This is a genomic window from Nocardia sp. NPDC020380 (assembly GCF_044386975.1).
Classification (GTDB): domain Bacteria; phylum Actinomycetota; class Actinomycetes; order Mycobacteriales; family Mycobacteriaceae; genus Nocardia.
This window is the reverse complement of sequence record NZ_JBIRVQ010000010.1, coordinates 200,559-226,272: the sequence shown is the minus strand read 5'-3', so window position 1 is coordinate 226,272 and position 25,714 is coordinate 200,559. Positions and strand designations below refer to the sequence as shown.

28 protein-coding genes are annotated in these 25,714 nt (G+C 67.2%); 13 read left to right on the top strand and 15 right to left on the bottom strand.

Features of this window, described 5'->3' with window-relative positions; translation table 11 throughout:
* Positions 1–103 precede the first annotated feature (103 nt).
* Positions 104–1,249 carry an acyl-CoA dehydrogenase family protein gene (locus ACH438_RS28125; RefSeq protein ID WP_397010449.1) on the top strand — a complete coding sequence of 382 codons (1,146 nt, stop codon included), beginning with the start codon at positions 104–106 and terminating at the stop codon, positions 1,247–1,249.
* A 589-nt stretch (positions 1,250–1,838) separates the two neighbouring features.
* On the opposite strand, the gene ACH438_RS28120 is transcribed toward ACH438_RS28125, so the two are convergent.
* On the bottom strand, positions 1,839–2,228 hold the full coding sequence (locus ACH438_RS28120) for a hypothetical protein (RefSeq protein ID WP_397010447.1): 390 nt from the start codon (positions 2,226–2,228) through the stop codon (positions 1,839–1,841).
* Positions 2,229–2,389: 161 nt separating this feature from the next.
* Between ACH438_RS28120 and ACH438_RS28115 the strand changes: the two genes are divergently transcribed.
* The 3 genes from ACH438_RS28115 to ACH438_RS28105 are packed head-to-tail and all read left to right on the top strand — an operon-like array spanning position 2,390 to position 5,074.
* Complete coding sequence (locus ACH438_RS28115; protein WP_397010445.1) at positions 2,390–2,644, top strand: hypothetical protein; 255 nt, start codon at positions 2,390–2,392, stop codon at positions 2,642–2,644.
* On the top strand, positions 2,632–3,582 hold the full coding sequence (locus ACH438_RS28110) for a hypothetical protein (protein ID WP_397010443.1): 951 nt from the start codon (positions 2,632–2,634) through the stop codon (positions 3,580–3,582). The genes ACH438_RS28115 and ACH438_RS28110 overlap by 13 nt, the downstream gene beginning before the upstream one ends.
* Positions 3,583–3,613: 31 nt before the next feature.
* The gene (locus ACH438_RS28105; RefSeq protein ID WP_397010441.1) at positions 3,614–5,074 is read left to right on the top strand and encodes an aldehyde dehydrogenase family protein; all 1,461 of its coding nucleotides are present in this window, start codon (positions 3,614–3,616) and stop codon (positions 5,072–5,074) included.
* A 3-nt stretch (positions 5,075–5,077) separates the two neighbouring features.
* Here ACH438_RS28105 and ACH438_RS28100 read toward each other — a convergent pair whose 3' ends face one another.
* From ACH438_RS28100 to ACH438_RS28085, 4 genes are all read right to left on the bottom strand, one after another.
* A complete protein-coding gene (locus ACH438_RS28100; RefSeq protein WP_397010439.1) occupies positions 5,078–5,575 on the bottom strand; it encodes a hypothetical protein in 498 nt (165 codons plus the stop codon).
* Positions 5,576–5,642: 67 nt separating this feature from the next.
* Positions 5,643–6,077 carry a VOC family protein gene (locus tag ACH438_RS28095; protein WP_397010437.1) on the bottom strand — a complete coding sequence of 145 codons (435 nt, stop codon included), beginning with the start codon at positions 6,075–6,077 and terminating at the stop codon, positions 5,643–5,645.
* A gap of 97 nt (positions 6,078–6,174) precedes the next feature.
* Positions 6,175–7,026: a hypothetical protein gene (locus ACH438_RS28090; RefSeq protein WP_397010435.1), complete on the bottom strand. Its 852-nt coding sequence runs from the start codon at positions 7,024–7,026 to the stop codon at positions 6,175–6,177.
* Between the two features lie 232 nt (positions 7,027–7,258).
* Complete coding sequence (locus tag ACH438_RS28085) at positions 7,259–8,464, bottom strand: PucR family transcriptional regulator (protein WP_397010433.1); 1,206 nt, start codon at positions 8,462–8,464, stop codon at positions 7,259–7,261.
* A gap of 150 nt (positions 8,465–8,614) precedes the next feature.
* Between ACH438_RS28085 and ACH438_RS28080 the strand changes: the two genes are divergently transcribed.
* On the top strand, positions 8,615–9,460 hold the full coding sequence (locus ACH438_RS28080; protein WP_397010431.1) for an alpha/beta fold hydrolase: 846 nt from the start codon (positions 8,615–8,617) through the stop codon (positions 9,458–9,460).
* A gap of 30 nt (positions 9,461–9,490) precedes the next feature.
* On the opposite strand, the gene ACH438_RS28075 is transcribed toward ACH438_RS28080, so the two are convergent.
* A complete protein-coding gene (locus ACH438_RS28075) occupies positions 9,491–10,345 on the bottom strand; it encodes a nucleotidyl transferase AbiEii/AbiGii toxin family protein (protein WP_397010429.1) in 855 nt (284 codons plus the stop codon).
* Positions 10,342–10,974, bottom strand: a complete 633-nt coding sequence (locus ACH438_RS28070) for a hypothetical protein (RefSeq protein ID WP_397010427.1) — start codon at positions 10,972–10,974, stop codon at positions 10,342–10,344. The genes ACH438_RS28075 and ACH438_RS28070 overlap by 4 nt, the downstream gene beginning before the upstream one ends.
* Positions 10,975–11,089: 115 nt before the next feature.
* Here ACH438_RS28070 and mptB point away from each other — a divergent pair, with 115 nt between their 5' ends.
* From mptB to ACH438_RS28055, 3 genes are all read left to right on the top strand, one after another.
* Positions 11,090–12,754, top strand: coding sequence for a polyprenol phosphomannose-dependent alpha 1,6 mannosyltransferase MptB (mptB, locus tag ACH438_RS28065; protein ID WP_397010425.1), 1,665 nt, complete (start codon positions 11,090–11,092; stop codon positions 12,752–12,754).
* Between the two features lie 42 nt (positions 12,755–12,796).
* Positions 12,797–13,774 (top strand): NAD-dependent epimerase/dehydratase family protein, encoded by a 978-nt coding sequence (locus tag ACH438_RS28060; protein ID WP_397010423.1) that lies wholly within the window; start codon positions 12,797–12,799, stop codon positions 13,772–13,774.
* Between the two features lie 86 nt (positions 13,775–13,860).
* Entirely contained in the window at positions 13,861–14,358 is a 498-nt protein-coding gene (locus ACH438_RS28055) for a DUF4442 domain-containing protein (protein WP_397010421.1), read from the top strand.
* On the opposite strand, the gene ACH438_RS28050 is transcribed toward ACH438_RS28055, so the two are convergent.
* Positions 14,351–14,893, bottom strand: coding sequence for a helix-turn-helix domain-containing protein (locus tag ACH438_RS28050; RefSeq protein WP_397010419.1), 543 nt, complete (start codon positions 14,891–14,893; stop codon positions 14,351–14,353). The genes ACH438_RS28055 and ACH438_RS28050 overlap by 8 nt on opposite strands.
* 63 nt (positions 14,894–14,956) lie before the next feature.
* On the opposite strand from ACH438_RS28050, the gene ACH438_RS28045 reads away from it, so the two are divergent.
* The gene (locus ACH438_RS28045; RefSeq protein WP_397010417.1) at positions 14,957–15,787 is read left to right on the top strand and encodes an alpha/beta fold hydrolase; all 831 of its coding nucleotides are present in this window, start codon (positions 14,957–14,959) and stop codon (positions 15,785–15,787) included.
* A 10-nt stretch (positions 15,788–15,797) separates the two neighbouring features.
* On the opposite strand, the gene ACH438_RS28040 is transcribed toward ACH438_RS28045, so the two are convergent.
* Positions 15,798–16,994 carry an FAD-dependent monooxygenase gene (locus ACH438_RS28040; protein ID WP_397010415.1) on the bottom strand — a complete coding sequence of 399 codons (1,197 nt, stop codon included), beginning with the start codon at positions 16,992–16,994 and terminating at the stop codon, positions 15,798–15,800.
* A gap of 116 nt (positions 16,995–17,110) precedes the next feature.
* Here ACH438_RS28040 and ACH438_RS28035 point away from each other — a divergent pair, with 116 nt between their 5' ends.
* Both ACH438_RS28035 and ACH438_RS28030 read left to right on the top strand, forming a co-directional pair.
* On the top strand, positions 17,111–17,707 hold the full coding sequence (locus ACH438_RS28035) for a TetR/AcrR family transcriptional regulator (RefSeq protein ID WP_397010413.1): 597 nt from the start codon (positions 17,111–17,113) through the stop codon (positions 17,705–17,707).
* 92 nt (positions 17,708–17,799) lie between these two features.
* Positions 17,800–18,273, top strand: coding sequence for a flavodoxin family protein (locus ACH438_RS28030; RefSeq protein WP_397010411.1), 474 nt, complete (start codon positions 17,800–17,802; stop codon positions 18,271–18,273).
* Between the two features lie 7 nt (positions 18,274–18,280).
* On the opposite strand, the gene ACH438_RS28025 is transcribed toward ACH438_RS28030, so the two are convergent.
* Positions 18,281–18,883: a TetR/AcrR family transcriptional regulator gene (locus ACH438_RS28025; protein ID WP_397010409.1), complete on the bottom strand. Its 603-nt coding sequence runs from the start codon at positions 18,881–18,883 to the stop codon at positions 18,281–18,283.
* A 51-nt stretch (positions 18,884–18,934) separates the two neighbouring features.
* Between ACH438_RS28025 and ACH438_RS28020 the strand changes: the two genes are divergently transcribed.
* Positions 18,935–19,885, top strand: coding sequence for an SMP-30/gluconolactonase/LRE family protein (locus ACH438_RS28020; RefSeq protein WP_397010407.1), 951 nt, complete (start codon positions 18,935–18,937; stop codon positions 19,883–19,885).
* A gap of 55 nt (positions 19,886–19,940) precedes the next feature.
* On the opposite strand, the gene ACH438_RS28015 is transcribed toward ACH438_RS28020, so the two are convergent.
* Positions 19,941–20,282: a DUF732 domain-containing protein gene (locus tag ACH438_RS28015; RefSeq protein WP_397010405.1), complete on the bottom strand. Its 342-nt coding sequence runs from the start codon at positions 20,280–20,282 to the stop codon at positions 19,941–19,943.
* A gap of 121 nt (positions 20,283–20,403) precedes the next feature.
* Between ACH438_RS28015 and ACH438_RS28010 the strand changes: the two genes are divergently transcribed.
* Entirely contained in the window at positions 20,404–20,859 is a 456-nt protein-coding gene (locus ACH438_RS28010; protein WP_397010403.1) for an SRPBCC family protein, read from the top strand.
* A gap of 106 nt (positions 20,860–20,965) precedes the next feature.
* Here the strand turns inward: ACH438_RS28010 and ACH438_RS28005 are convergent, their stop codons facing one another.
* The 4 genes from ACH438_RS28005 to ACH438_RS27990 all read right to left on the bottom strand — a co-directional run bounded on the left by ACH438_RS28005 (position 20,966) and on the right by ACH438_RS27990 (position 25,703).
* The gene (locus ACH438_RS28005) at positions 20,966–22,054 is read right to left on the bottom strand and encodes a glycosyltransferase (protein ID WP_397010401.1); all 1,089 of its coding nucleotides are present in this window, start codon (positions 22,052–22,054) and stop codon (positions 20,966–20,968) included.
* 40 nt (positions 22,055–22,094) lie between these two features.
* Positions 22,095–23,051 carry an alpha/beta hydrolase gene (locus ACH438_RS28000; RefSeq protein ID WP_397010399.1) on the bottom strand — a complete coding sequence of 319 codons (957 nt, stop codon included), beginning with the start codon at positions 23,049–23,051 and terminating at the stop codon, positions 22,095–22,097.
* Entirely contained in the window at positions 23,048–23,935 is an 888-nt protein-coding gene (locus ACH438_RS27995) for a PIG-L deacetylase family protein (protein WP_397010397.1), read from the bottom strand. The genes ACH438_RS28000 and ACH438_RS27995 overlap by 4 nt, the downstream gene beginning before the upstream one ends.
* Before the next feature lie 400 nt (positions 23,936–24,335).
* A complete protein-coding gene (locus ACH438_RS27990; protein WP_397010395.1) occupies positions 24,336–25,703 on the bottom strand; it encodes a dihydrolipoamide acetyltransferase family protein in 1,368 nt (455 codons plus the stop codon).
* Positions 25,704–25,714: the final 11 nt, after the last annotated feature.

Below are 25,714 nucleotides of genomic sequence, written 5' to 3'. Positions count from 1 at the left end.
GTTCGGACCACTTTTCTGCCCCTCGAAGTGAACGACGGTTCGGGTTCCGGGTACCGTATCGGGTACAGGCGACGAAGCCGTTGTGGTCACTCAGGAGGTTGGCGTGGAACGCACCCTTTTCGAACCCGAACATGATCTGTTCCGGGAGTCGTTCCGTAAGTTTCTCGATCAGCATGTAGCCGGGCGCCACGAAGAGTGGGAGCAGCAGGGCATCGTCGACCGCGCGGTCTGGCTGGAGGCCGGTAAGCAGGGGTTCCTCGGCATGGCCGTGCCGGAGCAGTACGGCGGCGGTGGGGTGAAGGACTTCCGCTACAACGCCATTGTGACCGAGGAGGTCACCAAGGGCATGTACTCCGGTCTGGGTTTCGGTCTGCACAATGATGTGATCGCGCCCTACCTGCTGGAGCTCGCCAACGAGGAGCAGAAGCAGCGCTGGCTGCCCGGTTTCTGTTCCGGCGAGATCATCACCGCCATCGCCATGACCGAGCCCGGTACGGGTTCGGATCTGCAGGGCATCAAGACCCGCGCGGTGAAGGACGGCGACGACTGGATCCTCAACGGCGCCAAGACCTTCATCACCAACGGCATCAATGCCGACATCGTCATCGTGGTGGCCCAGACCGATCCGGACAAGGGCGCTATGGGCTTCTCCCTGCTGGTCGTCGAGCGCGGCATGCCCGGTTTCGAACGCGGCCGCAACCTGGACAAGATCGGGTTGAAGGCGCAGGACACCGCCGAACTCTCCTTCGCCGACGTCCGCGTCCCCGGCAAGAACCTGCTCGGCACCCAGGGCCAGGGCTTCATCCACCTCATGCAGAACCTCCCTCAGGAGCGCCTCTCCATCGCCGTCATGGCCGCCGCCGCCATGGAAGCCTGCCTCGACCTCACCTGCCAATACGTCCGCGACCGCAAGGCCTTCGGCAAACCCATCGGCGCGCAACAGAACACCCGCTTCGTCCTCGCTGAACTGGCCACCAAGACAACCGCCGTCCGCGTCTTCACCGACCGCTGCATCGAACTCCTGAACCAGGAGAAGCTCACGGTCGAAGAGGCCGCCATGGCGAAATGGTGGAGCACCGAAGAGCAGCTCGACCTCATCACCAAATGCCTCCAACTCCACGGCGGCTACGGCTACATGCGCGAATACCCAATAGCGAAGGCCTACATGGACGCCCGAGTCCAAACCATCTACGGCGGCACCACCGAAATCATGAAAGAAATCATCGGCCGCAGCCTGAAACTGGCCTGACCCAACCGTTTTCGTCCCGAAGGGGTGCTCCTCTGGAGTACCCCTTCGGCGTGCCTGTGCCGATCAGGAGCCCGAGCCGGATGGAGCCGGCGGGGGATTGTTGTCGACGACCGCGTCACGGTAGTCGACCTTGGTCAGCGTTCCCCAATCATCGCCGCCCGCATGGGCGCCGGGCCAATCGTCCTGCAGTATCGACGGGACATCCTGGGACGGGCAGTTGATATGAACGCGCACGCTCTGGTGCGGCGGAGCGTAGGGTCACATTGACGGTCTGGTCCAGTGCGCCGGGCGCGTCGTAATCGCAATAACCCACCGCCGCAATCCGGTAGGTGTCGTCGGTGTCGTTACGGCAGTTCAAGTGGTCGCACGAGACCCCGGGCGCGAGGTCTTTCGCAGCGGCCTGCGGCGCCAGGACACCGAGTCCGGCCACGGCGAGCGCAGTGACGCCGAATATCAATCTGTGACGCATAGTTCCCCTTCTCCGGAATACGGATCGCGGAAGAGCTTGCGGCACAAACTTTCCAGCCTCACCCGATCGATGACAAGACATGAACTTCAGAGGCTCGAAGGCCCAGCGGAGTTCACAACGCTATCCGCCTTGATTCCACTCGATCATGGTCTGCTGGTAGGAGTCGAGACCGTTGGCGTAGTCGGCCGTCACCTGCATGGGCCGGCTGTGTTGAGAGGGCTCCAGCAGGACGGGATTCCCTCCGGCCGTGCACTGCTGCGTGTACGAATACAGGCAGATCATCTGCCCGTTGGAATTCCAGATGGTTCGAATAGTGCCGGCCCCGAGTTGCCTGGCCGCCAAAGGATCTCCGAAGTTAGCGGTGGTGCCCTCGCCCAGTTCCAAACTGTCGCCGAGCCCACTGACCAGTTGAAAGTATTCGTCACTGTTCGGTGCGGGCACCCGCTCCCACCGCTGATCCGCCGCGATCCGTCCCTCGGAATCGAATTGACACGCGGTGAGGGCGACCATCGGACGTACTCGGGAACACGGCCCGCGGGTCGCTCTCACCGCATGCGAGTCTCGACGCCGCGATCGAGTGGAGTATCGATCAACTCCCGCCCCTGGACCGGGACCTGCTGCTGCGATTGTGGCCGTTCGACGGCGGATTCGACTGGCAGGCAGCAGATTTCGTGCGCGCAACAGGTTCGGACGGTGCGACCTTCGCTGGACTGGCCTCGCTGGTGGATCGATCGGTGCTGGCCGCCGAGGTGACCGACGGGCGCGCACGCTATCGAATGCTGGAGACGATTCGCCGCTACTGCCAGCGGGCCGATCCCGCACCGGCGGAAACCCTTGCCGCCCATGCACAGTGGGTGCGCGAGTTCATTGCGGGCCAGACCGCTTTGTTCATGGGCCGCGATATTCGGAGGCGGTGCGCACGCTGACAGTCGAGATCGGCAATATCCGCGCGGGCATCGGCTACGACCTCGAACACGATCCGCTGCACGCACTCCGCAGCCTCGGCGCGTTGCGCTACATGTGGGCGACGGTAGGCGTGGTGCCCGAAGGCATCCGGCTGCTGCGGCAAGCGCTGGCCGCCTGCCCGGAAGCGCCGGCGGTGGATCGCGCCCGGGGCCGGGTCGCGCTGGCGCTCACCTCGACACATATGGGCGCGGCCACCGAGGCGCTCGAGCACGCCGAAGCGGTACTCGCCCTCCTCGACGACACGGATCCGGCGCACGACGACCTGCTTCTGGAAGCGCATCTACGGCGCTGCAATGCATTGGCCGACCTGAATGATGTGGCGGCGCTCAGGGTGGCGGCCACCGCCTTCGCTGACGCCTGCACAGGCCGCGATGCCCCGGAATACGCCCTGTGGGGTCTAGGGATCGTCCGCTTCCAGGAGGGCGACATGGCGGCCGCGATCGAAATCCATACGCGTGCACACAATCTCAGTGTCGAACGGGAATTCATCGCCGGCGCGGGCATCACCGACCTGATGCTGGCCTGGTGCCTGCTGGCTGACCCCAAACGTGAGATGCCTGCCGTGCGACAGGCTCTCGACCTGTTGGTCCGTGCGGTCGGCTACTTCGAGCAGCAACCCAACTACTCCGACCAGCTCGCCGCCCTCCTGGCCGGAGTGTTCGCATTGGCCGAACTCGGCCGCCGCGATATCGCCGAACCGCTCTACGCCGCCGTCCGCGCGCACGCCGCCCGCCTGGGCACCGATCCACGCCGCTACCTCGGTTTCGCCGGCCCCGACCTCGCCCGCCGCTTGGACGATCACGTCGGCGCGGTCCCCGAACCCGAGCAGGTCCTACCGTGGGACACCATGATTGCGTTCTTCACTGACACCGTGACGATATTGCCCGCCGCACAATAGGAGTCACGGGAACTCAGAATCGAGGAACTCCATGACCATTGCGCGCCAACTGTCGATCGGCGGCAAGGACGTACCTGCCCGGACGGGCCGCACCACCGACGTGATCAGCCCCCACACCGGGGTGGTGTTCGCCACCGTCGCCGCGGCGGATGCCTCCGATGTGACCGCCGCCGTAGACGCGGCGGCCGCCACCTTCGACGACTGGTCCTCGCTGGGTCCGTCTGCTCGCCGGGCGATCTTCACGAAAGCCGCTGAACTGCTGGATTCCAGCACCGAACGAGCCGCGCAGCTGATGGCCGGCGAAACCGGCGCCACCTTCGGCTGGGCGGTCTTCAATGTCACGCTCGCCGCCGATATCTTCCGCGAGGCCGCCGCCGCGGTCACCGCGCCCCGCGGCGAGGTGCTGACCGCACAGCAGGAGGGTGTACTCGGCCTGGCGGTGCGCGAACCGGTCGGCGTGGTCGCGGCTTTCGCACCCTGGAATGCGCCGACGATCTTGGGCGCGCGTGCGATCGCCGCACCGTTGGCGGCCGGTAATACCTTGGTGCTCAAGGCGAGTGAGTCCGCACCGTTGTCGAGCGGATTGTTCCTCGCCGACCTGCTGCACGAGGCCGGATTGCCGCCCGGTGTGCTCGGCGTGATCACCAACGATCCCGTCGACGCGCCGCAGATCGCCGAGACCTTGATCGCCGACGAGAGGGTGCGCGCGGTCAACTTCACCGGCTCCACAGCGGTAGGCCGGATCATCGGAACCCTTGCCGCACAACACCTCAAGCCCGCCGTACTCGAGCTCGGCGGCAAGAACTCGGTGATCGTGCTCGACGACGCCGACATCGACTACGCCGTCGCCGCCGCGGTTTTCGCGGTCTGCGCCAACTCCGGCCAGATCTGCATGTCCGCTGAACGTCTCCTGGTACACGAATCCATCGCTGCGGAGTTCACCACGAAATTCGCCACCGCCCTGGCCGCCCTGCCCACCGGCATCCCAGAGGACCGAGCGACGGTAGTAGGCCCACTGGTGAGCACCGCCGCCGCTGCACGCATTGCCGCCCTGGTCACCGACGCCGTCACAAAGGGCGCGAAAGTACTTGCAGGCGGCGGTGATCCGAACGGCGCCTGGTACCCGCCGACACTACTGACCGACGTGCCCCCGGACGCGGAGCTGTACCACGCCGAATCCTTCGGCCCCGTCTGCGCCCTCACCACGTTCGCCACCGACGAGGAAGCGATCACCAAGGCCAACGACACCGGTAACGGCCTCTCCGCCGGCCTGATCACCGAGAACACGACCCACGGTCTCCGCGTCGCCAGGCGGCTCCGGACCGGCATCGTGCACATCAACGACCAATCCGTGGCAGACGAACCCCAAGCCCCGTTCGGCGGCTTCCGGAATTCCGGCTACGGACGCTTCGGCGGCCGATGGGGAATCGAGGCCTTCTGCAACACCCGCTGGGTCACCATCGCGACCGAACAGGCGCACTTTCCAGGCTGACCTTCAGTGATACAGCGTGGGTTCGATGACCAGATCGAAGAGCGGGGTGTCCACGCGGACGGGCGTCAGCGCCGTCGATGTCAGTGCGGCCGGGTCGGTGTCCGGACCGGCGAAGACGCAGTGCCCGTTGGGGTTGATGACCAGTGAACGATTCGAGTCGGCGGGGTTCGAGTCGTAGGCTCCGGCGAGTGCTGCGGCGCCGGGGATGCGCACTCGTGCCGCGCCGCGGAGTTCGACTGCCGAGCCCGGCGCCACCGGGATCAGCTGGTGGACCCAGGGTGCGATGAACGGGTGGGCGACGATGGTCGTCGCGTCCGGCTGGTTGCGCACGGTCACATCGGGGAGCTGGATGGGGGAGTAGGCCGGGGTGAGAACCTGATTCTGGCTGACACCAGCACCATTGGCCACTTGGGCGTAGTCGGGGCTGAACGTGTCAGCGTGGGCGGCGCCTGCGCCGGCCACCGTTAATGCGACGCCTATACCAATCGTCACGATCCTCATGGCGCAGATCATGGGCGTGGGCCGGTGGGATCGACACCATTAGGCTCACCGCGATCCGAGTTCGCGGTCATTGTGCCGTGGGCAGGAAGTAGACGACCTCCCAGAGGTGCCCGTCGGGGTCGGCGAAGTAGCCGGCATAGATTCCCCAGGGCCGCACCAAGGGTGCGCGCACGATGGTGCCACCCGATTGCTCGACGCGCGCGAGGATGCGATCCACTTCCTCCTCGCTGTCGGCGAAGTAGCCGAGGCTCATGGGTGAACCGGTGGTGCGCGCGTAGTCGATGCCGGCGTCCTTGGCCAGGTTGACGCGTTCGTACAGCGACAGGATGAGCCCGTTGTCCAGCGTGAACATGGCGACCGCGCCACCGGGTTCGTGGTCCCCGCCCGCGAATTCGGTGCCGATGATGCCGGGTGAGGCCAGAGCGAGCCCCTCCCGGTAGAACCGCAGTGATCGCTCCAAATCCTCCACGGCGAGGGTGATCGCTGCGATATTGGCCTTCATACCGGAACTCCTCCTGATCGATGTCAACCCGTCTGGATACGAGTCAACACCGCCGGACCGGTCTCGGTCTTGAAGGAATCGGACATCCGCGGAAGGGCTATTCCGCCAGCCACTTATAGCCGGAGTCGCCGGCGACATCGCAGGTCAATACGACGCCACCCGCACTCTTGCTCTTCTGTCCCGGGGTATCGCAGGGTTGACCGGCGAGGGCTCGTGAGTCGCCCGGCGGGGCGTGCTTTGTCGTGGTGGTCGAGTCGGAGGCGGTGCAGGAGTAGGCGATTCCGTAGTTCGACGTCGACGCCTTGCCGAGGCAGCCGAACGGCACCGCGCCCGATGAGCTGAGCTGCATCGCCGACCCCGCGTTCTCGTTCACGCAGATCAGCCCGGTCTGATCCATGCGGCAGTCGTAATTGTCGAAGGTCAGTCTGCTGCCGTAGTTCAGCGTGTTGCCGTCGCCGAGCGTGAACTGACCGGGATCACCTTCGAGATGCCCGACCCCGAGCGTGGTCCCTGGATAGTCGACCCAGCCACCCACCCATTCGCCTTCCGCCCGCGATTTCGGCCGGGCAGGCGGATTGTCCAGCGTCGCCATGCAGGTCAGCCCCTGCCAATAGCCGGTGACCACCTTGGGCGTCATGCACCGGATCTTCTTGGAAGGACTGAGGAATGCGACGGCCGAGCCGAGATCATTGACCGTCCCGTCCGTCGCGGTCGCGGTGTGAAAGGTCGAAGCATCGACCGAGGTCCCCGCCTTGACCCACGCGGCCACCGCGGAAAGCGGCGCACCAGCGGCCGGCGGCCCCGACGGTGCGGCCGAGGCCGAGGTGGTGGGCGCGGCTGTCGGCTTGACGCTCGGCGCCGCGTTCGTGGCCGGTGCGGTGTGTTTGCCGAAGTGACCGGCGACGAGCACCCCGGCGAGCGCGAGCACCGCCACTGCGAGCACCGCCACCAGCCCGACGATCGTGTATCGCCCTGTCCGCGAACTCCTTCGCGGGCTCGGCGGCCGGTCGGGCGCCGGTCCGTACCCGGTCACGGCGGGGAACACATCGGTGTCCTGCGTCCATAGATCGTCCGGCCGACGGTCTCCCGGTGACATTGCACCCCTCATCCCGATATCTCTTGCGGCACTGCGGAATACCCGAGCCCAGTGGGGGAGCTTACGGGCCGGTGACACCGGAAGCCTAGTGGGTGAATGTCCGATCGGTGCGGGCGGCGACGGGCAGCGCGCGCAGTGCGGCGCCGAGTTCGAGGACGGCCTGCGGGTCGCCGAGCGAACGGTCGGTCACCTCCTCGATCCGGCGCAGGCGGTAGCGCACGGAGTTCGGGTGCAGGAACAGGCGGCGGCCGGCCTCGGCGGCCGATCCGCCGGCGGTGTACCAGGTCCGCAGGGTGTGCAGCAGCCGTTCGCGTTCCTCGTAGGGCAATGCGAGCAGCGGGCCGAGCGAAACTCGCACCATCCGTTCGGCTTCCACCGGTGCTGCCGCGATGAGCATGGCGAGCGGGTCGTCGTCGAAGCGGGCGACGCCGCGGGCGCGGCCGCGCAGTCCGGCGAGGGCGAGCCGCGCGAAGTGCAGGGCCTGCGGGGTCTCCGGCAGCGCGTCGTAGGGCGGGCTGATGCCCACTCGGGTGTGCTGTTTGCGCAGGGCCCGCAGCGCGGCGGGTTCTCGCGGCTCCGGGAGTGCGAGGACGCCGATCTGCTGATCGGGCAGTAGCCGCCAGGCCGAGGTGATACCGGCGGCGCGCAATGCGGTTTCGATGCCGGGCAAGGCTTCCCGGCCGGTGGCGGGCACGTCCGCGGCGACGACCACGTACCGTCCCGTGGCGGGCAGACCGAGTATTCGTGTCGCCTCGCCGAGGGTGACCGGGTCGGCGATCATTCCGGTGAATAGTGCTTCGACCAGTACGGAACGCTCATGTTCGCGTTGCAGCATGAGTTCCGAGGTCATTTCGCGGTAGGCGGCGGCGACCGCGATGGCGTATTCGCCCGACAGCGCCCACACATCCGCGGCGACCGCGACGAGCATGGCGTCGGTGACAGTGGCGTGGCGCCGGGATTCGGAGACGAGTTCGGACCACAGGAATTCGAATCCGATCCGGAAGGCGTGCAAGGTTTCCGCCAGCGGTACGCCCTGTCGCGCGCGGAGTCGCCCGGTCTCCTTCGGCGGTTCCGGATCGACCGGTGCGGTGGAGGTGAAGTGCCGCAACATCAGCGTCAGATTGCGGGTGCAGGACGTCCGGATCGTGCCGAACGGCACCTGCGCCTCGTTGCGGTAGGTGTCGAGTTCGGCCAGAAACCGCTGGGCCAGCCGCAATCCGAGGTCGTCGATGCGTCCGAGCAGCATGTCCGCGACTTCGATGACGGCGTCGGGCGGGGTGGATCCTGGCATTTGCGCAGATTACCGGGGTCGCGTTTGTCCGTGGTGACAATGCCCGGGTCCGCGATATTGTCTTCGCGCCCATCGGATCCCGGTCATCCCGGTGCGACGATTTCGCGTGTTGTCATCCAGCCCGAATCCGACGCCGCCGGGAGTATTCGAATGTCCACCTTCACCAGTACCGACGGCACCGTCATCCACGTCCGTGAATGGCTGCCCGCCGTCGACCCGATCGGCATCGTCCAGATCGCGCACGGCATGGGCGAATACGCCGCCCGCTACACCCCGCTGGCCGAAAAACTGGCCGCCCGCGGCTACGCCGTCTACGCCCCCGACCACCGCGGTCACGGCCACAGCATCACCGGCACACCCGGCGACCTCGGCCCGAACGGCTGGAACCTACTGGTAGCGGACCTGGTAACCCTCACCCACCGCCTCCGCGACAAACACCCCGACCTCCCCGTCGTCCTCTTCGGCCACAGCCTGGGCTCCTTCGCCGTCCAGCAATACATCCTCGACCACGCCGGCCTCGTCGACGACGTAATCCTCTCCGGCACCACCGCGGTAGACGAACTCTTCACCCGCATAGCCGCAGCCGACGGAAACCTCCTGTCCCTCTTCAACGCCCGCTTCCAGCCCACCCGCACCCCCGCCGACTGGATCAGCCGCGACGAATCCCAAGTAGACGCCTACCTGGCCCACCCTTGGTGCGGCTTCGAACTGGCCCCCGAAAACATGTCCCAGCTAGCCGAAGTAGCCACCACGCGCCTGACCACCCCCACCACAGTCCCCACCGACCTCCCCCTCTACATCATGTCCGGCACCGAAGACCCCCTGAACGACCGACTCCGCCTCACCAACCTCCTCATTCACCGCTACCGCACCGCCGGCCTCACCGACATCACCTACAAGACTTACGAAAACGCCCGCCACGAACTCCTCAACGAACTCAACCACGAAGAAGTAGAAGCCGACCTAATCGCCTGGATAACCCGCGACGCAACATAATCCCGCGCAGCGATACCTTCCCCGCACCGTTCACTCTGGGTTCTGAAGGGCCGGCGCGAGGGCGCGACTCAGGCGTTCGGTGAACTCGTCGTGGGCGGATTCGAGTAGCGGATAATCCTCCGCGAAGCTATCCCAGTCGACACACCTCGCCCAATGCGTCAGGTAGGCAAGGTATTTTGAAGGTGTCTGCCGGTGAGCTCGGCAGAAGGGCAGCACAGCATCTCGGAGCAGATCAGGTGCACAGTGCTCGGCGAGTAGCACGGCGTCGAAGAGATCCTTCCCCCGGGCTCGGCTCTCGTCATTGGTTTCCGCTTCCAGCCAGGCCAGCTTCCAGGCCAGGCTGAGCGACGGGTCCACGGTGGGCAGAACTATCGGCGCGCCAGAACTGCACAACTGCGGGATTACGGTGCGGATCGGTGCGGTGGGAAGGGTTTCACCGAATGCGAAATCGATATCGAGGTACCCGCTACCGGCGTCGGTGGATTCCCAGAGCACAGCCACTCGGCGGCCCGGAATATCCCCGTACGGGAATCGATGGATATTCTCCGCGCAACCGGTCGACGGTCGAATGCGGACGCCACCTGCCGCAGCGGCCAGATCGGCGGCACGAGCAACGAGGTCCTCGTGCATGTGATCTGCCGGAACGTCGTTCCAGCGCCAACGATGCGGTACCACAACGAAGTCCAGGTCCACCGGCTCCCGTGCCTTGGCTCCGAACCAGGCCCGCAAAGTGACGCTGCCGCGCAGCACGAGGTGCTGATGCCAGTTGGAGGTGGCGACGGCAGTCAGCACATGGGACATGACCTGCCGTCGCGCCTCGTACCAAGGTGCGCGGGGACCGGTCGCATCCTCGTGTACGACTCGATCCCACGATGATTCGGTCACTCGATCCAGCCTGCGTCGATCGACTCGTCACTGTCGTGCACGACGAATTCGCGCTCGGTGGAGAGTATTTCGTGGCCAGCGGACCGCAGCGCGTCCAGCAGGCCGGTGTAGCGAGCAGCAGCGGTGATGTCGCCGACAAGCCGGCAGCGCTGCGTCACGAACCGCTCACTGCGCCCGTCGGTGCGCTTCCTGCGGGCGTTGACCGAGAGATGTGCACGGTGCGGTACCGCGAGTGCTGTCAGCGCCCGAAGGTCGGAGTCGGGTGCGAGCAAAAGCTTGATGTGATGCTCGAAGTAGTAACCCGCCCCCAGCGCAACGGCTTCCGGATCGGTGGCGGGCACTCCAACGGCCCAAGGCGTGGCCTCGATCTTGGTGCGAACCACCGGAAATCCCGCCACATGGAGCCTCGCGACCAACGACCCGATCGAATCCCGCACCGCGGAAAAGGCCCCGGCCGTGGCAACGGTCAGCATCGGCTGGTCGACGATGCGCCCGTGCTCCAGCACGATGTGAACGAATTTGAATCCGTTTGCCGCGGCATACCGTTCGAGCCGATCGGCATCAACGGCGCGCACTGTGAGATGCGCTTCGAAGTCGCCTTGGAAGGTCGGTGATGCGGTCGCGGTCATCGAGCCATCCTCGCAAACCGTGCGGCCCGGCGTCGCTCGGATTTCCCGCGCGCGTATCGGCCGGTTACATCGCGGGTCGCCATCGCGGCCGGTGGCGCGGCTAGGCTTCCGTTGTGTGGGCTGGACGGAGTTGCGGCATAGAGGTTTCGAGCTCGGTTGTTCGGTGATCGGGCTGCGGGGGTCGGCGGACCGAACAGTTTCTCCGGGCAGTCCGGAGGCTGTGGTGCGGCGCCTTGACCACAGGGAAACGGTGGAGTTCAGGCGGATTCGGCTGCTCGGTGGGACCGGGGCGGTGGTGATGGGGGTCAGTGCGCTGGGGGTTGGGGCGTTGCCGGTTTATCAGAATCCGTTGTCGGGGGTGGCGGTGGCGGGGTTGTTTGCGCGGGTGCCTACGGCGATGTTGGCGATGTGCATGATCGGGGTTGTTGCGGTCGTGGTGGCTTGGTTGTTGCTGGGGCGGTTCGCTGTTGGGGCGGTGGGGCGGATCAGTGTCGGGCAGTTGGAGGGGACCTTGCTTGTTTGGGGGTTGCCGCTGGTGGTGGCGCCGCCGATGTTCTCGACCGATGTGTATTCCTATTTGGCGCAGAGTGAGATTGCGCAGCGTGGGATGGATCCCTATGTGGTGGGGCCGGCGACGGGGCTGGGGCTGGGGGATGTGCTCACGCGGAATGTGCCCAATATCTGGCGGGAGACTCCGGCGCCTTATGAGCCGCTGTTTTTGTGGATAGGACGCGGGATCGCTGAGATCACTGGTGACAGTGTTGTTTTCGGTGTTTGGGCACATCGGGGGCTCGAGCTCGGGGGACTCGCGTTGATTGTGTGGGCGCTGCCGCGGCTGGCTCGGCGTTGTGGGGTGCCGCCGGTGGCGGCATTGTGGCTGGGGGCGGCTAATCCGCTGGTGCTGTTTCATCTGGTGTCGGGGGTGCACAACGAGACTTTGATGTTGGGGCTGATGCTGGCCGGTGTGGAGGTCTGCCTTCGGGGGATTCCGGAGGGTGGCGGGTCGGGTGCGGCGTCGATCGACCGAAAGGGTTGGGGGCTGCTGGTTTTCGGGGTGGTGCTCATTGCGCTGGCGGCGATGGTGAAGGTGCCGGCGATCATTGCGCTGGGATTCGTCGGTGCGGCGTTGGCTCGCCGGTGGGGGACTCGGCCGGGTCCGCTCCTTGCTGTCGCGGCGGGGTTCGCGGCGGTGGCTGCGACGACGATGATGCTGGTCTGCTGGGGTAGCGGGCTGGGGTTCGGCTGGATTCATACCCTCGGTGTCGCGGGGGCCGTGCGTAGTTGGATGTCGCTGCCCACCGCGCTCGGTGTGGTGACCGGATTCGGTGGTGCGCTGCTCGGCTTGGGTGATCACACCACCGCGCTGTTGAGCGTTACTCGGCCGATCGCCGTCGTTGCGGCCGGGTTCGTGAGTTTGCGCAGGCTGATGGCGACTTGGGGTGGGCGGATCCATCCGGTCGGCGGGCTCGGGGTGGCGTTCAGTGCGATCGTGCTGCTGTCGCCGGTGGCGCAGCCGTGGTACCTGCTGTGGGCGATCATGCCGCTGGCGGCGTGGGCGACGACCAGGACGTTCCGGGCGCCGGCGATAGCGCTGTCCGCGGTGGTCGCGTTGCTGCAGATGCCGCGCGGCGCGGATTTCGGGGTACTGCAGATCATTCAGGCGGCGTCGGCTACGGCGATCGTGGCAGTGGTATTCATCGCACTGACCCGTCATACTCTGCCTTGGCGATTCACCCTTCCGGGGATGGAACGCAGCCTGGCGCAGTCGACGCAGGATTAATTCCGTTGTCGCTCTGCCGCCGCGACTGGAAGATCGACATTCATGGAGCGATTTCTGGTCACCGGCAGTGCAGGTCACCTCGGCGAGGCGCTCGTCCGCACCTTGCGTGCACAGGAACACGAGGTAGTCGGCCTCGATATTCTCGAGTCCCCGTTCACGACGATCGTCGGTTCGATCACCGACCGCGACCTCGTGCGCCGAGCTCTCGAAGGTGTCACTCACGTTCTGCACACCGCCACCCTCCACAAACCGCACGTCGGTTCCCACGGCCGCCAGGACTTCATCGACACCAATGTGACCGGCACTCTCACCGTGCTGGAGGAGTCAGCCGCAGCCGGAGTCGAGAGCGTCGTATTCACCAGCAGCACCAGTACTTTCGGCCGCGCGCTGACTCCCGCCCCCGGCGCTCCCGCCGCCTGGATCACCGAATCCGTCCACCCCTTGGTCCGAAACATCTATGGCAGTACCAAAACCGCCGCCGAAGACCTCTGCGAACTGGCTGCCCGAGACCTCTCCCTCCCGGTAATAGTCCTCCGCACCTCCCGCTTCTTCCCCGAACCCGACGACCGCGACGAAGTCCGCAGCACCTACGACGACACGAACCTGAAGGTCAACGAATTCCTCTACCGCCGAGTGGATCTCGCCGACGTAGTAGACGCCCACCTCCTGGCCGCCCGCCGAGCCCCCGAAATCGGCTTCGACCGCTTCATAATCAGCGCCACCACCCCCTTCACCCCCGCCGACCTCCCCGACCTGGCCACCGACGCCCCCGCGGTAGTGGCCGGCTACTTCCCCGAACTAGCCGAGGACTACCACCGCTGGGGCTGGCAAATGTTCCCCACCCTGGACCGCGTCTACGTCAACGACCACGCCCGAAAAGCCCTCTCCTGGACCCCCGAATACGACTTCCCCACCATGGTCGCCCTGGTCCGCGCAGGCAAAATCCCCCGCAGCCCCCTCGCCCTCACCGTAGGCGCCAAGGGCTATCACCCCACCCCCACCGGCATCTACACCTCCTGATCCGCATTCCGGTTACACGATGAGTGCCCGGTGATCGGGTGTCCGAATCGGTGATCTCGGGGTTGGGGCGCAGGTAGCGTGGCGGGATGGGGATCAGGGCTGTGGGGTTGGAGGGGCGGACGTTGCCCCGGCGGTTGGTTACGCCGGGGCGGTTGCGGGTGGTGATGAATTTGGCGCCGCCGTTGTTGTTTCTGGGGGTTCGGGTGGATCGGTTTGCGGAGGATTGGACGGGGGCGGAGGTGAGTTTGCGGGTTCGGCGGTGGAATGCGAATCACAATGGGGCGGCGCCGGGGTGGTCGTTGTTCGCGATGGTGGATCCGTTTTTCGGGATGATGGCGTACGGGCAGTTGGGGAGTGGGTATCGGGTGTGGAATACGGCGGCTGAGATCGAGTTTCTGGCGCCCGGTCGCGGGACGGTTCGGTCGCGGATGGCGATGCCGCGGGAGACCGTGGACGAGATCCGGCGGGTGACCGATGGCGGGGCGAAATCGGTTACGGAGCATGCGGCTTCGATCGTGGACTCGAATGGTGAGCCGATTGCTCGGGCTCGGCAGCGGTTGTATGTGCGCCGGCAGGTCAGGTAGCAGTCGGGGGTTCCTCACCCGGGAAGAGGATCGGGCTGATCAGGTATGGCTTGCGATCCGCACCGGGGGTGTTCGCGGCGAGAGGGGTGACCAGGTCGCGGAAGCCGGTGAGCATGGTGTCGAGTTCCTCGGGGGTGAGCCAGAGGGTGGCTTGGCGGTAGCCGACGGAGTCGGCTACCGGGTCGGCGTGGGGGCGGTCGAGGTAGGCGTTGAATTCGGAAATCAGGACGGCCATGGCGGCGGCGAAGGCCTGGCGGTGGTCGTCGGGGGTCATGGTGGTGGCGGCTTCGGGGGTGATGGTGGGGCGGTCGGGGCGTAGGCGGTAGGAGCGTTCCACCGCGCCGCGGACTCGGCGTTCGTCCGCGATTTCGAGCATTCCGCCGTCGGCGAGCAGGCCGAGGTGGCGATAGACGCTGGTGCGGGGGATATCCGGCATGCGCTCGCAGAGCTCGCCGGCGGTACGGAGTCGGCCGCCGGAGAGGGCGTGGATGATGCGCAGGCGTACCGGGTGGAGCAGCAGCTCGGTGGGGTCCATACCGCTACTATCCCATTTCTGGTACCGTTCCCAAAGTTGGGATCGTACGGGAGGGTTGTTGATATGCGAGATGTAGCCGGACGCCGAGTCATGCTGCGCGGCAATGAGATCTACTTCGAAGAACGCGGGGCGGGGGACACCTGGGTGGTGTTCGAATCCGGTTCGGGCGCGGCGCGGACACTCTGGGATCAGGTCGTGCCGCTGCTGACGGATATCGCGCATACCGTCGCCTATGACCGGGCCGGCCGCGGCCGCAGCGGACCGGCCGAGCAGCCGCAGAGCGTCGATGACATGGCGGCCACGCTGGTGGCCTTGGTGCAGGAACTCGCGCCGAGCCGGCTGATCCTGGTGGGCCACAGCTTGGGTGGGCTGATCACGCGGCGGGCCGCGGAATCACTGTCCCCGGCGGGGCTCGTCCTCGTCGACGGTTCACCGGAGAACGCTCCGACGTACGACGATTGGGCGCCGACCGCCAAGAAGACCGACCGCATCCTCGCCGTGCAACAGGCGCTCGCCCACGTCCCGCCGCTCATGCGAGTACTGACCCGCGCCTACAGCCGCAAGTTCCCCGCCGACACCTTCGCCACCATGCTGGCCGAGGACTTCACCCCGCGTGACATCGCTCAAACCCGCCACGAGATAAGGGTTTTCGGCGCGGCGATCAGCGAATTCCGCCGCACCCCACCGGAACCGCCGAAGTCCGGCGTCATCGTCATGGCGGCGACCCGCGCCGCGCGTTACCAGGCCGCCAGCCTCGATGTCCTGCGTGAGTATCAGCGCCGATACGCCGAGCGGGTCGGCGGCGAGTTCGAAGATGTCGATTCCGAGCACATCGTCCCCGCCGAACAGCCGGAACAAATCGCCGCAGCGATTCGCCGGCTCGTCCAGGCGTGAGCGCAGACCGTCAGCGCACCGCCGTCGCCGGCAGCGGATAGCTTTCGAGCGCACCGGTATTGGCGGACTTCGCGCTCATCCGAGTGAATATCCCCGACATGACAGGCGACGACAGGATCCGGTAAGTGAAGTTGCGCCGCCGAATCTGCCACTCGGTCGCAGGTGCGAGGAACCGCCCCGCATTGGCGGCGAACTTCTGTGACTTCTCGACCGTCGGCCGCATGATCTGCTCGTAGCGCGTGAAGGCGAGCCGATGATCGCCATCGGCCGTCGCGAGTTCACCGGCGAGCGTGTAGGCCCCGAGCATGGCGTGCCCGGTGCCATTGCCGCCCGGGCCAGCACACCAGGCCGCGTCGCCCAGCAGCGCGACCCGTCCGGTGGACCAGTTGTCCAGCCGAATCTGGCTGAGCGAGTCGAAGTACAGGTCCTCGGCGTCCCGCAGAGCCGCGAGCAGCTCCGGCGCCTTCCACCCGACGTCCGCGAAATGCGCTGTCACGATGCGCTTCTGGGCATCGGCATCACGCCGGTCGTATTCCTGTGGCGGCGCGGCGAATACGAACCCGATCATGGCGCGGTCGCTGTCCCGGCCGCTGCTGATCGAGAGATAACGGCTCGGCTCATTGTGAATCAGCCCGCTGTGGTCGAGTCCGAAGCTGTTCGGCATGCTGAATGCGGCCACGTAGTAACCGAGGTCGGTCCGGAAGCTGCTCTCATCGCCGAAGGCGAGCCGCCGCACCGCGGAATGCAGCCCGTCCGCGCCGATGACGAGATCGAAGGTGCGCGCGCCCCCGCGGGCGAAGGTCACGTCGACTCCATTCTCGTGCTCGCCGATCCCGGTGATCCGGTCCCCGAACACGTACTCCGCATCGTTCCTGCTGTGCTCGTACAGGATTCGCGAGAGGTCCCCGCGGTCGATCTCGACCTCACCGCTGAACAATGCCGACGGGAATCGGGTCAGGGTTCGCCCGTCGCCATCGACCACCAGCTGATCTCCCATGCCGGTCTGCTGCGTTCGAATGTCGTCGAGCACCCCCATGCGCTCCAGCAGCGCCACTTGCTCCCCACGGAAATCGACCGCCGCCGCGCCTCCCGTGCGCAGTCCGGCCGCCTGTTCCACCACGGTGACGTGATACCCGAGCTGCCCCAGCCAGAAGGCCAGTGACGGCCCGCCGATGCCTGCTCCGGAAATCAGGATTGACCTGGTCATGTGCGCTCCTTGCGGTTCTAGCCGGGCTTGGTCCTCCGATAGTACAAATGTCTTATCCGATCGGTCAATCCATTTGGATAAGCCAATTGGCTAAAGCCTTGGCTAGCATCGGCCCCATGGGAAACCGCGAGGATCTGCTGGCCGGCGCGCTGGAGTGCCTGAAGGAGAAGGGCTGGGCGCGCACCACGGTCCGCGATATCGCCGCCGCGGCAGGCGTCAATCACGCCGCCATCGGCTACCACTTCGGTTCCCGCGACGCGCTGCTGACCGAGGCGTTCATGCGTGCCATGGAGGACTGGGGCCTCGGAATCGAAGCCGAGGCCGAGGCTGCCGTCGATCCGGCCGCCGGCCCGCGTGAACGCTACGAAGCGATCTGGCGTCAGACAATTGCCTCGTTCACGCGGAATCGGAAGCTGTGGCTGGTTTCCATCGAAGCCGGTATCGAGGCGCAACGCTCGCCGCGCGTCGCCGAACTCATGACCCGCGCGATGCAGGAGGGCCGAAGCGGGCTCGCCGCAGGACTACTCGGCGTCCCCGAGGACTCCCTCGCCGAACGGGATGTGCGAACGCTCGGCGCCGTGCAACTGGCGCTGATGTCCGGCGTCCTGATGCAGTGGACGCTCGACCCGGATCACGCGCCCTCGGAACACGACATCGCCGACGGCCTGCTCGCCTTGTCGGAACGCATAACCGGCACGCCGCAGCCTATGTGACAGCCGCCACACCACCCGTTTGTCACGCTCCCCACTTGTGCGGTGTCCGAGGGTTGTCCGGAACCGATGCAGGAAGCGAAAGGGGAATTGTCGTGCGGGCAATCATCGTGTGCACCTCGGTGTCTCATGGCAATACACGCAAGGTCGCCGAGGTCATGGCGCCGGTACTGGGGGCTCGCATTGCCGAGCCCGAACAGCTCGATCCGGCAGAGCTCGATTCGTACGACCTGGTGGGGTTCGGGTCGGGAATCTTCCTGGGGCAGTTCCATTCGCAATTGCGGGATTTCGTGCGATCGCTGCCGCCGGCGCGGCGGCGCAGCGCATTCGTGTTCGCCACCAGTGGTTTCGCCGATGCCGGGTTCCAGCGGTTCTCGCGTCCGATGGTGGCGCTGCTGGAGCAGCAGGGATTCGAGGTGGCGGATACGTTCTCGTGCCGGGCCTTCGACACATATCTGCCGTTCAAACCGGTCGGCGGGATCAGGAAGGGCCGCCCGAACGCCGTCGATCTGGATTCGGCGCGCATATTCGCCGAAGGACTGCGTGACCGGATCGCCGCCGCGTCCTGAATTCCGTTCAGCCGACGCGGAATGCGCGGCTGGCGGTGTCGACGAGTTCTCGTGCGGTGGCAGGGTCGATGGGTTGTCCCGCGACCATCCACCGGTAGATCAACGGCCCGAAGATGAGGTCTCGCACCACTTCCGGGGCGAGGCCGGGCTGAATCCGCCCCGCCCGCTGGCCGCGCTGGATGAGTTCGGTGACGGCGACCGCGGGCGGGCCGAGATGGGTCAGGCAGACCTGCTCGGCCAATTCCGGATCGTGCCTGGCCTCGGCCTGTAGTGCGAAAAACGTTGCCGCGTAACCGGTCCCGGTGATGGTGGTGGCGAAGACGACGGCCAGGGCGCACAGGTCGGCGAGCGCGTCGCCGGTGTCGGCGGCGTCGAGGGGCGGCACGGTGGCGGCGAGCGCGCCGGCTGCCAGCGCGGCCTTGCCGGACCAGCGCCGGTAGATGGTCGGCCGGGTCACGCCCGCGGCGGTGGCCACGGCTTCGAGGGTGAGTGCGGCATAGCCGTGTTCGGCGAGCAGTGCGATGGTGGCCGCGGTGATGCGCTGATCGATGTCGTCGCGGCGGGGGCGGCCGCGGCCGGGAGTGTGATAGGGCGGGGGTTGACTCGGCACGCCGCCATCGTACTTAATTTACGAGTCGTATCGTAAATCGAATGGGGAAAGATGAAGGCCTCGAACCAGCTGTGGCGGTCGCGGATCGGCGGGTTCGCGCTGATCGGGCCCCTGCTCATGGGCGGCACCACGATCCTGTCCGGGACCGCGCACGCCGAGGCGACCTGCGCTCCGGCCACGGTGACCACCGTGATACCGATGCGGACACCGCTCCTCGACTGGTCGGAGAACATCGGTTACGACGCCCAGGGCGACCTCTGGGTCTCCCGGATCCTGCGTGACAAGGTCGAACGATTCGACCCGCAAGGCCATTTGCTCACCAGCGTCGACGTCCGTTCACCCGGTTCGGTACGCCTCGGACCGGACGGGCTGATGTACGTGGTCTCGGGAGATTCGCCCCTCAATCTGCTGCCCGGTCCCGCCACGGGCACGGTGCTGCGCTTCGACCCCACCGCCGACAATCCGGTAGCGCAGGTCTTCGCCACCGGCCTGGGCATGCCCAATGGGCTCGGCCTGGATACGGCGGGCAATGTCTATGTCGCCGACAGTCGCCTGGGCCTGCGCCGCTTCCACCCCGACGGCGTGCTCGATGCCGACTGGACCGCGCGGGCACCGCAGAATCTCGACCTCGCCGGCGGTGTGGACGGCATGGAGTTCAACGGCCTTGCGGTGGTAGGGGATTCGATCTACACCACGCTCAGCTCGAGCGTCACCGGCCGCGTGCTGCGGGTGCCGATCGACGCCCCGCACAGTTTCGAGGTGACCGCCGACATGTCGTCCGCCGGCACCCTGATGCCGGACGATCTGGTGGCCGCCGGCGGTGGGTTGTACGTGACGACCACGCTCGGCCAGGTGGTCCGGGTCGATTCGGTCACGCACGGCGTGTGCACGATCTACTCGGGAGAACCGGTGACCTCGGTGGTGGTCGATCCGGCCGCGCCCTCGGATCTGCTGGCGGGCACCGAATCCGGTGACGTGCTGCGCCTGCACCCGAACGGCTGAACGCACTGCGGGCGCCACCCGCAAGGGGTAGCGCCCGCAAGGGTGGAGCGAGTGTTCAGCCGCAGAGGCTGCCGGCGGCGACCGCGGCGTCGGCCACCAGGGAGGCCTCGTCCTTCTCGTTCTGGCCACCGGGGAGCTGGTCGACCAGGTCCGCCTTGGTGACGCCGTTTTCGAAGGCCTTGCAGTCGGCGTAGCCGACATCGATTGCGGCCGAGCGCGTATTCTCGTCGGTCAGCTGGTCGCCGTGGGCTTGGAGATAATCCACGAACACCTTTTCCTGCGCCGTGAGCGTGCTGTGGTCGGCAGCGCTCGCAATGGCCGGCAGGATGCCGGATGACGCCACGAAAGCTGCGGCCACAATGCCGAAAGTCGCGGCGAGACGGCGGGTTTTGCCCACTGAGGACTCCTCATCGAGATCGGAACGAACTCGGCGAGCCTAACGGTTCCCAGACACGCTGACGAGCCCCCCGCCCGAACAGTTATGGAGGGGCGAGTGGGCGGATGAGAAAGTGGACCCCATGACCGACGAAATCGAGGTTCCCCGCATCGTCAGCGTGTCCCGCGACATCGCCGCCGCCGCGCCCGACATCTTCGAACTGATCGCCGACCCCGCGCAACAGCCGCGCTGGGACGGCAACGACAACCTGGCCGAAGCCGCTGCGGGACAACGGGTCCGCGCCGTCGGCGACGTCTTCGCCACCACCCTCACCAACGGCGCCGTCCGCGACAACCACGTCGTGGAGTTCGAGGAGGCCCGCCGCATCGCCTGGCAGCCGGCCGTCCCCGGCGAGGAACCGCCCGGCCACCTGTGGCGATGGGAGCTCGACCCCATCGACCCCACCCACACCCGGGTCACCCACACCTACGACTGGACCCGCCTGACCGACGAGAAGCGCATGGTTCGCGCCCGCGACACCAAGGAGGAGCGCCTGCAAGCCTCTCTGGACAAGCTCGCCGGTCTCACGGAGAACTGACCCAGCTTCTCCGGGCACGCTGGGGGCCGACGCAGCTTCCCCTGGCTCACCGGGAGTTGATGCGGCATGTCCGGGCTCGCTCAGCGCTGGTCGGGCAGGTTCGGGCTCAACGTAGTTCGGTCAGTCGCTGCGTAATGGTTTCGGGGCCGGGCATGGCCGCCATCTCGGCGGCCACCTCGCGCGCGGCCGTGGCCAGGCTCGGGTCGGTGATCAGGCGGGTGATGTGGTCGGCGGTGATGCGGCGGGGTGGTACGGCCAGGCCGGCACCGCGGCGGGACACCAGGGTGGCGTTCCAGCCTCTGTCGCCGGTGTCCGGGGTGAGCAGTTGCGGCACACCGGCATTCAGGGCGGCGTAGACGGATCCCGCGCCGCCGTGATTGATCATGGCCGTGCAGGTGCGCAGTGCGTCACCCAGCACCGTCCAGCCCACCGTGCGGATATTCGGCGGCAGCTCACGGTGGCGTTCGACCCCGCGATCCGGCCGGACTATGACGAACTCCGCAGCCACGTCCGGTGCGGCCCGCACGACCGCGGTCAGGAACGGCGTCGGGCCGTCACCGAGCATGGTGCTGCGGGTGACGAGAATGCGTGGGCGATCGGCGGGCTCCGACAACCATCGCGGCATGGGCGAGCCCGCGGTCGAGAAGGGTGTGTAGCGCATCGGCCAGCCGGTGACCCGCACCAGGCTGGGCGGGGCGATGCTGAGGACGGCGGCGTCGGATACCTCCGGCATCCGTAGCCGTTCGAGTAACCGAGCCGAAATCCGGTCGCCGTGGTCGAGGCCGATATTGTGCAGCACCGCGGGGATCTGCAGTCGCGTCGCGGCCGCCGCCGCGACGGCCGCGAAGGGTTCGTGCACGATCAGGCCGGGGGAGAAGCGCTCGGCCAGCGCGGTGACCCGGGCCGCCATCCGCACATTGACCGCGGTGAAGACCCGCGCCGCTACCTCCGGGTCGGCGCTGCCGATGAGCGCGCTGCGCGCGGCCAAGGGATGGAAGGCCAAGGCGCGGAGGGGGACCCGCACGTTCATCGGAGCGGCGACGGTGTCCACCGGGAGCAGGTCGCGCAGTGCCGTCGCCACCTCGTCGCCGGAGGCCAGCAGCACCTCGTGTCCGGCCGCGCGCAGGTGCAGCGCCAGCGGCACGATCGGGAAGGCATGACCGATCAGCGGGGTGGCGACGAAGAGCACTCGCACCTCGGTTACTTCCCTTCCGCCCGAACGTCTTCGGCCCCGCTCATCGCCCGAGCGCATCGGCGAGGACCGGCCAGCCCGCGGCCAGTTGATCCCGCCAGTACGGCCAGCTGTGCGTGCCCGCGGGCGCAAAATCGTAGGTGGCCGCGATGCCGAGGTCCTGGAGCCGCTGTTGCAGGACTCCGGTGCACAGCCGGGCGCCGGATTCGATCGCCCCGCCCTCGATGATGACGTCCGGAAGATCCGGCGTGCCGAGATTCTCGTGAATGCCCGGGAAACCCGTGGCGGCATAGAAGTACAGCGATTTCCCGGCCAATTCGGCAGCGTGCGCGGGGACATCGTGGGCGGCCCAGTCCGGATCCGCGATCGCACCCCACATATCGTCGGGATCGGATCCGTCGGTGGAGATGATGTACCTCAATTCCGCCTGGCCGACCGCATCACTGGTCTCGTAGCAGCCGCTCAGCGCGGCGACGGCCCGGAACAAGCCGCCGGACCGCTCCGCGAGCATGACGGCGGCCTGCGCGCCCATGGACACACCCACCACGGCATTGCGGCCGTCGCCCCGGAATCGCGCGTCCAGCAACGGCGGCAGCTCGCGGGTGAGCAGGGTTTCCCACCGCTGCCGGCCACGCACGGGATCGTCACGCTGCCAATCGGTGTAGTAGCTGCCCGCGCCGCCGACGGGCAGTACGACGTTCACGTCCTTGTCGGCGAAGAAGTCGACCGCACCGCCCTGCGCGGTCCAATCGTTCTGATCCGGGCGCGCCGAATCGATGCCCTCCAGCATGTACACGGTGGGGCGAGCTCTCCGGTTCTGTTGCGGCAGCAGCACATCCACCTGCACGATGCGGCCCATCGCGGGGGAGTCGACGAAGACCTGCAGCCAGCGATCGGTCACCGCCACGACGTGATCGATGCTCGCCGTCTCCTCACCGGCGGCGCGGGGCGCGGTGACCGATACCGCGAGCAGGACCGCGAGCAGCACGAACCACCTCATGCGGAATCCGTTCCGTGAAACTGCCAGACCAGCTCGCCCCCGCGCTGGCTGTGCGCGCGTTCCATGAGTGCCCGCAGCTGCCGCGCACCGCCCAGAGCCGCTGTCTGCGTGCGATATTCGGCCATGGCCGCGAACTTGGCCTCGGCGTGCTGTCGGCTCACCGGTAATGCGGCCGAGGTCCACTGTCCGGGCCCGCCCGGCAGACCGGCCAGCTCCACCGCACCCGGCCCGCGGATGAGCAACGACATCGCCTCCATCTCGAACCCGGCCCGCGGACTCGCCCAGCCCGGTGCGGACCGGAATGCGAAGGGGCGCAACCGCGCTACCGGATGCCGCCGCCTGCAGCATTCCGCGAGCGCGTTGAAATCCTCGTAGAACAGCAGACGCGCCGCCATCGCCGGATCCCGGGCCGCGCGTAGCGCCGCGGTGGCAGTGATGACGTGGTCGACGTGATTACCGATTCCCAAGGGTGCGAGCACGATCGTGCCGTCTTCCCGCTGCTCGCCGATGACTGCCCGATGCACGGCCGCGGTGCCGGGGTCGTAAACGATCGCCCGGGAAGTATGAAACAGCGATAGCGGCCCGTGCGGTGCGGGCGCGCGAAAGATCCGCTCGTGCAGCCCGAGCCGTCGCGCCTCGACGCCCAGCAATGCCAGCGCGCGATCGTCCTCGCGGCGACGGGAGTCATAGTCCGCGAACGCTTTTCCACGTCCGCTACTCGATGCCCGGTTCTCCCCGGCGGAAAAGATGGTGAGTACTCGCACAGCCTGACCGCTCTCGACGCGAGCCGCGATCAGCCCCCCGATCGCCAGTACCGCATCATCGAAATGCGGTGACAAGACCACGATCCGCCGCGCCTCGCCGAGTACCCGAGCCACCGTCATGAGCCGATCTCCTCCCGCCGAACGAGAGGCGCGGAGCGCGAACCCCACTCGGTGAGCACTCCCACCGTACTGTCCGCCCCACCGCGACACGTCCGGAACCGCGATGGCCCTGCCCGAGGACGCGCCCGAGGCGGGGTGGGGCATTTTGGACGCGCTTTGCCGGGATGGTTCTGCCGCCGGAGGCAATCGGCCCCGGGGCAGGTTGGATCTGCCCGCGTGCGTTCGAGGTTGGGGGGCTGGGAACGCAGCGAAGCCGGGTGACGGGATCGGCTGGTGGGACGATCCCGGCACCCGGCAACGGCCGGCCCGCCGCGCGGCGGACGCCGAGAGCCGGTTCCCGGGTGGGAAACCGGATTTCGGCCGTGGGCGACGCGGGCGGTTGGACCGCGTCGGAGGAGTTCTAGGTGACGATGCGCAAGGGATGCTCGATGAGCTCCTTCAGCTGCGCCAGGAACTGGGCGGCGACCGCGCCGTCGATGGCGCGGTGGTCGGCGGACATGGTGACGCGCAGGATCTTCCGGCTCACCACCTGACCGTCCTCCAGCCGCAGTTCGTCGGTGGCGCCGCCGACCGCGAGGATGGCGGCCTCCGGCGGGTTGATGACGGCGGTGAAGTGTTCGATGCCGAACATGCCCAGGTTGGAGATGGTGAAGGTGCCACCGCCCATTTCGTCGGCGCGCAGCTTGCGGTCGCGGGCGCGCTCGGCCTTGTCGCGGCTCTCGGCGGCGATCTCGGAGACGCTCTTGCGGTCGGCGTCGCGCACGACGGGAACCAGCAGACCGGCGGGGGTCGCCACGGCGATGCCGAGGTGAATGCCGTGGTGCTGGTACAGCTTGTCGCCCGCGAAGGACACGTTGACGGTCGGGTTCGCCCGCAGTGTCGAGGCCACGGCCTTCACCAGCAGATCGTTCACGCTGACCTTGCCGCCGGTCTCCGCGAGGGTCTTGTTGACCTGGGCGCGGAAGGCGAACAGCTCGGTCACATCGATCGCGCTGGTCAGATAGATGTGCGGCGCCTGCTGCTTGCTCTCGGTGAGCCGCGTGGCCGACACCCGCTGGATCGTGGTGAGCGGAATCTCGTCGTAGGTGCCGGAAGCCGGTGCGGGGTAAGCGGTTCCGGCGGCGGCCGGGGCCGAGGTGGCCGCCGCGGCGGCGCCGTTCACGCTGGATCCGGCATTGGCAGAGCCGCTGCCGGGCACCGCCGCAGCGGATCCGCCTGCGTTGTGCGCGGATTCGACGTCCTGCTTCCGCACGCGGCCACCGGGGCCGGTGCCGGCGACGGTCGCGATGTCCACGCCGAGCTCACGGGCGATCTTGCGGGCCAGCGGCGACGACTTGATCCGGCCACCGTCACCGGACGCGGAACTCGCAGGCGCGGTGGTGGTTCCGGCGGAGTTGTCCGCGGTGGCGGGGTTGCCGGGCTGCGCAGCCGGGGGTGTCGGTTGCGCAGCCGCGGCGGTTTCGGCTGCCGGGTGAGAGGCCGGGGCCGAAGGCTGTGCCGCCGAGGCGGCGGGCTGGGCCGCGGTCGCGCCGCTGCCGTCGCCGACGATGGCGATGGTCTCGCCGATCGGGATGCGGGCGCCGGCCTCGGCGATGATCTGCTCGAGCACCCCGTCGTCGTAGGCCTCGAGTTCCATCAGCGCTTTGTCGGTCTCGATCTCGGCGAGTACCTCGCCGCGCGTGACTTTCTCGCCGACCTGCTTGAGCCAGGCCGAGATGACGCCGTCCTCCATGGTGTCGGAGAGCCGGGGCATGGTGATTTCAGGCAAGGTTCTTGTCC

What these genes read in the sequence shown, in the direction of transcription:
- ACH438_RS28120 (WP_397010447.1), bottom strand. Translation starts at nt 2,228, where the DNA reads ATGGTCGCCCTCACCGCGTGTCAATTCGATTCCGAGGGACGGATCGCG.
- ACH438_RS28105 (WP_397010441.1), top strand. Translation starts at nt 3,614, where the DNA reads ATGACCATTGCGCGCCAACTGTCGATCGGCGGCAAGGACGTACCTGCC.
- ACH438_RS28100 (WP_397010439.1), bottom strand. Translation starts at nt 5,575, where the DNA reads ATGAGGATCGTGACGATTGGTATAGGCGTCGCATTAACGGTGGCCGGC.
- ACH438_RS28095 (WP_397010437.1), bottom strand. Translation starts at nt 6,077, where the DNA reads ATGAAGGCCAATATCGCAGCGATCACCCTCGCCGTGGAGGATTTGGAG.
- ACH438_RS28085 (WP_397010433.1), bottom strand. Translation starts at nt 8,464, where the DNA reads ATGCCAGGATCCACCCCGCCCGACGCCGTCATCGAAGTCGCGGACATG.
- ACH438_RS28080 (WP_397010431.1), top strand. Translation starts at nt 8,615, where the DNA reads ATGTCCACCTTCACCAGTACCGACGGCACCGTCATCCACGTCCGTGAA.
- ACH438_RS28070 (WP_397010427.1), bottom strand. Translation starts at nt 10,974, where the DNA reads ATGACCGCGACCGCATCACCGACCTTCCAAGGCGACTTCGAAGCGCAT.
- ACH438_RS28060 (WP_397010423.1), top strand. Translation starts at nt 12,797, where the DNA reads ATGGAGCGATTTCTGGTCACCGGCAGTGCAGGTCACCTCGGCGAGGCG.
- ACH438_RS28055 (WP_397010421.1), top strand. Translation starts at nt 13,861, where the DNA reads ATGGGGATCAGGGCTGTGGGGTTGGAGGGGCGGACGTTGCCCCGGCGG.
- ACH438_RS28050 (WP_397010419.1), bottom strand. Translation starts at nt 14,893, where the DNA reads ATGGACCCCACCGAGCTGCTGCTCCACCCGGTACGCCTGCGCATCATC.
- ACH438_RS28045 (WP_397010417.1), top strand. Translation starts at nt 14,957, where the DNA reads ATGCGAGATGTAGCCGGACGCCGAGTCATGCTGCGCGGCAATGAGATC.
- ACH438_RS28040 (WP_397010415.1), bottom strand. Translation starts at nt 16,994, where the DNA reads ATGACCAGGTCAATCCTGATTTCCGGAGCAGGCATCGGCGGGCCGTCA.
- ACH438_RS28035 (WP_397010413.1), top strand. Translation starts at nt 17,111, where the DNA reads ATGGGAAACCGCGAGGATCTGCTGGCCGGCGCGCTGGAGTGCCTGAAG.
- ACH438_RS28020 (WP_397010407.1), top strand. Translation starts at nt 18,935, where the DNA reads ATGAAGGCCTCGAACCAGCTGTGGCGGTCGCGGATCGGCGGGTTCGCG.
- ACH438_RS28010 (WP_397010403.1), top strand. Translation starts at nt 20,404, where the DNA reads ATGACCGACGAAATCGAGGTTCCCCGCATCGTCAGCGTGTCCCGCGAC.
- ACH438_RS28000 (WP_397010399.1), bottom strand. Translation starts at nt 23,051, where the DNA reads ATGAGGTGGTTCGTGCTGCTCGCGGTCCTGCTCGCGGTATCGGTCACC.
- ACH438_RS27995 (WP_397010397.1), bottom strand. Translation starts at nt 23,935, where the DNA reads ATGACGGTGGCTCGGGTACTCGGCGAGGCGCGGCGGATCGTGGTCTTG.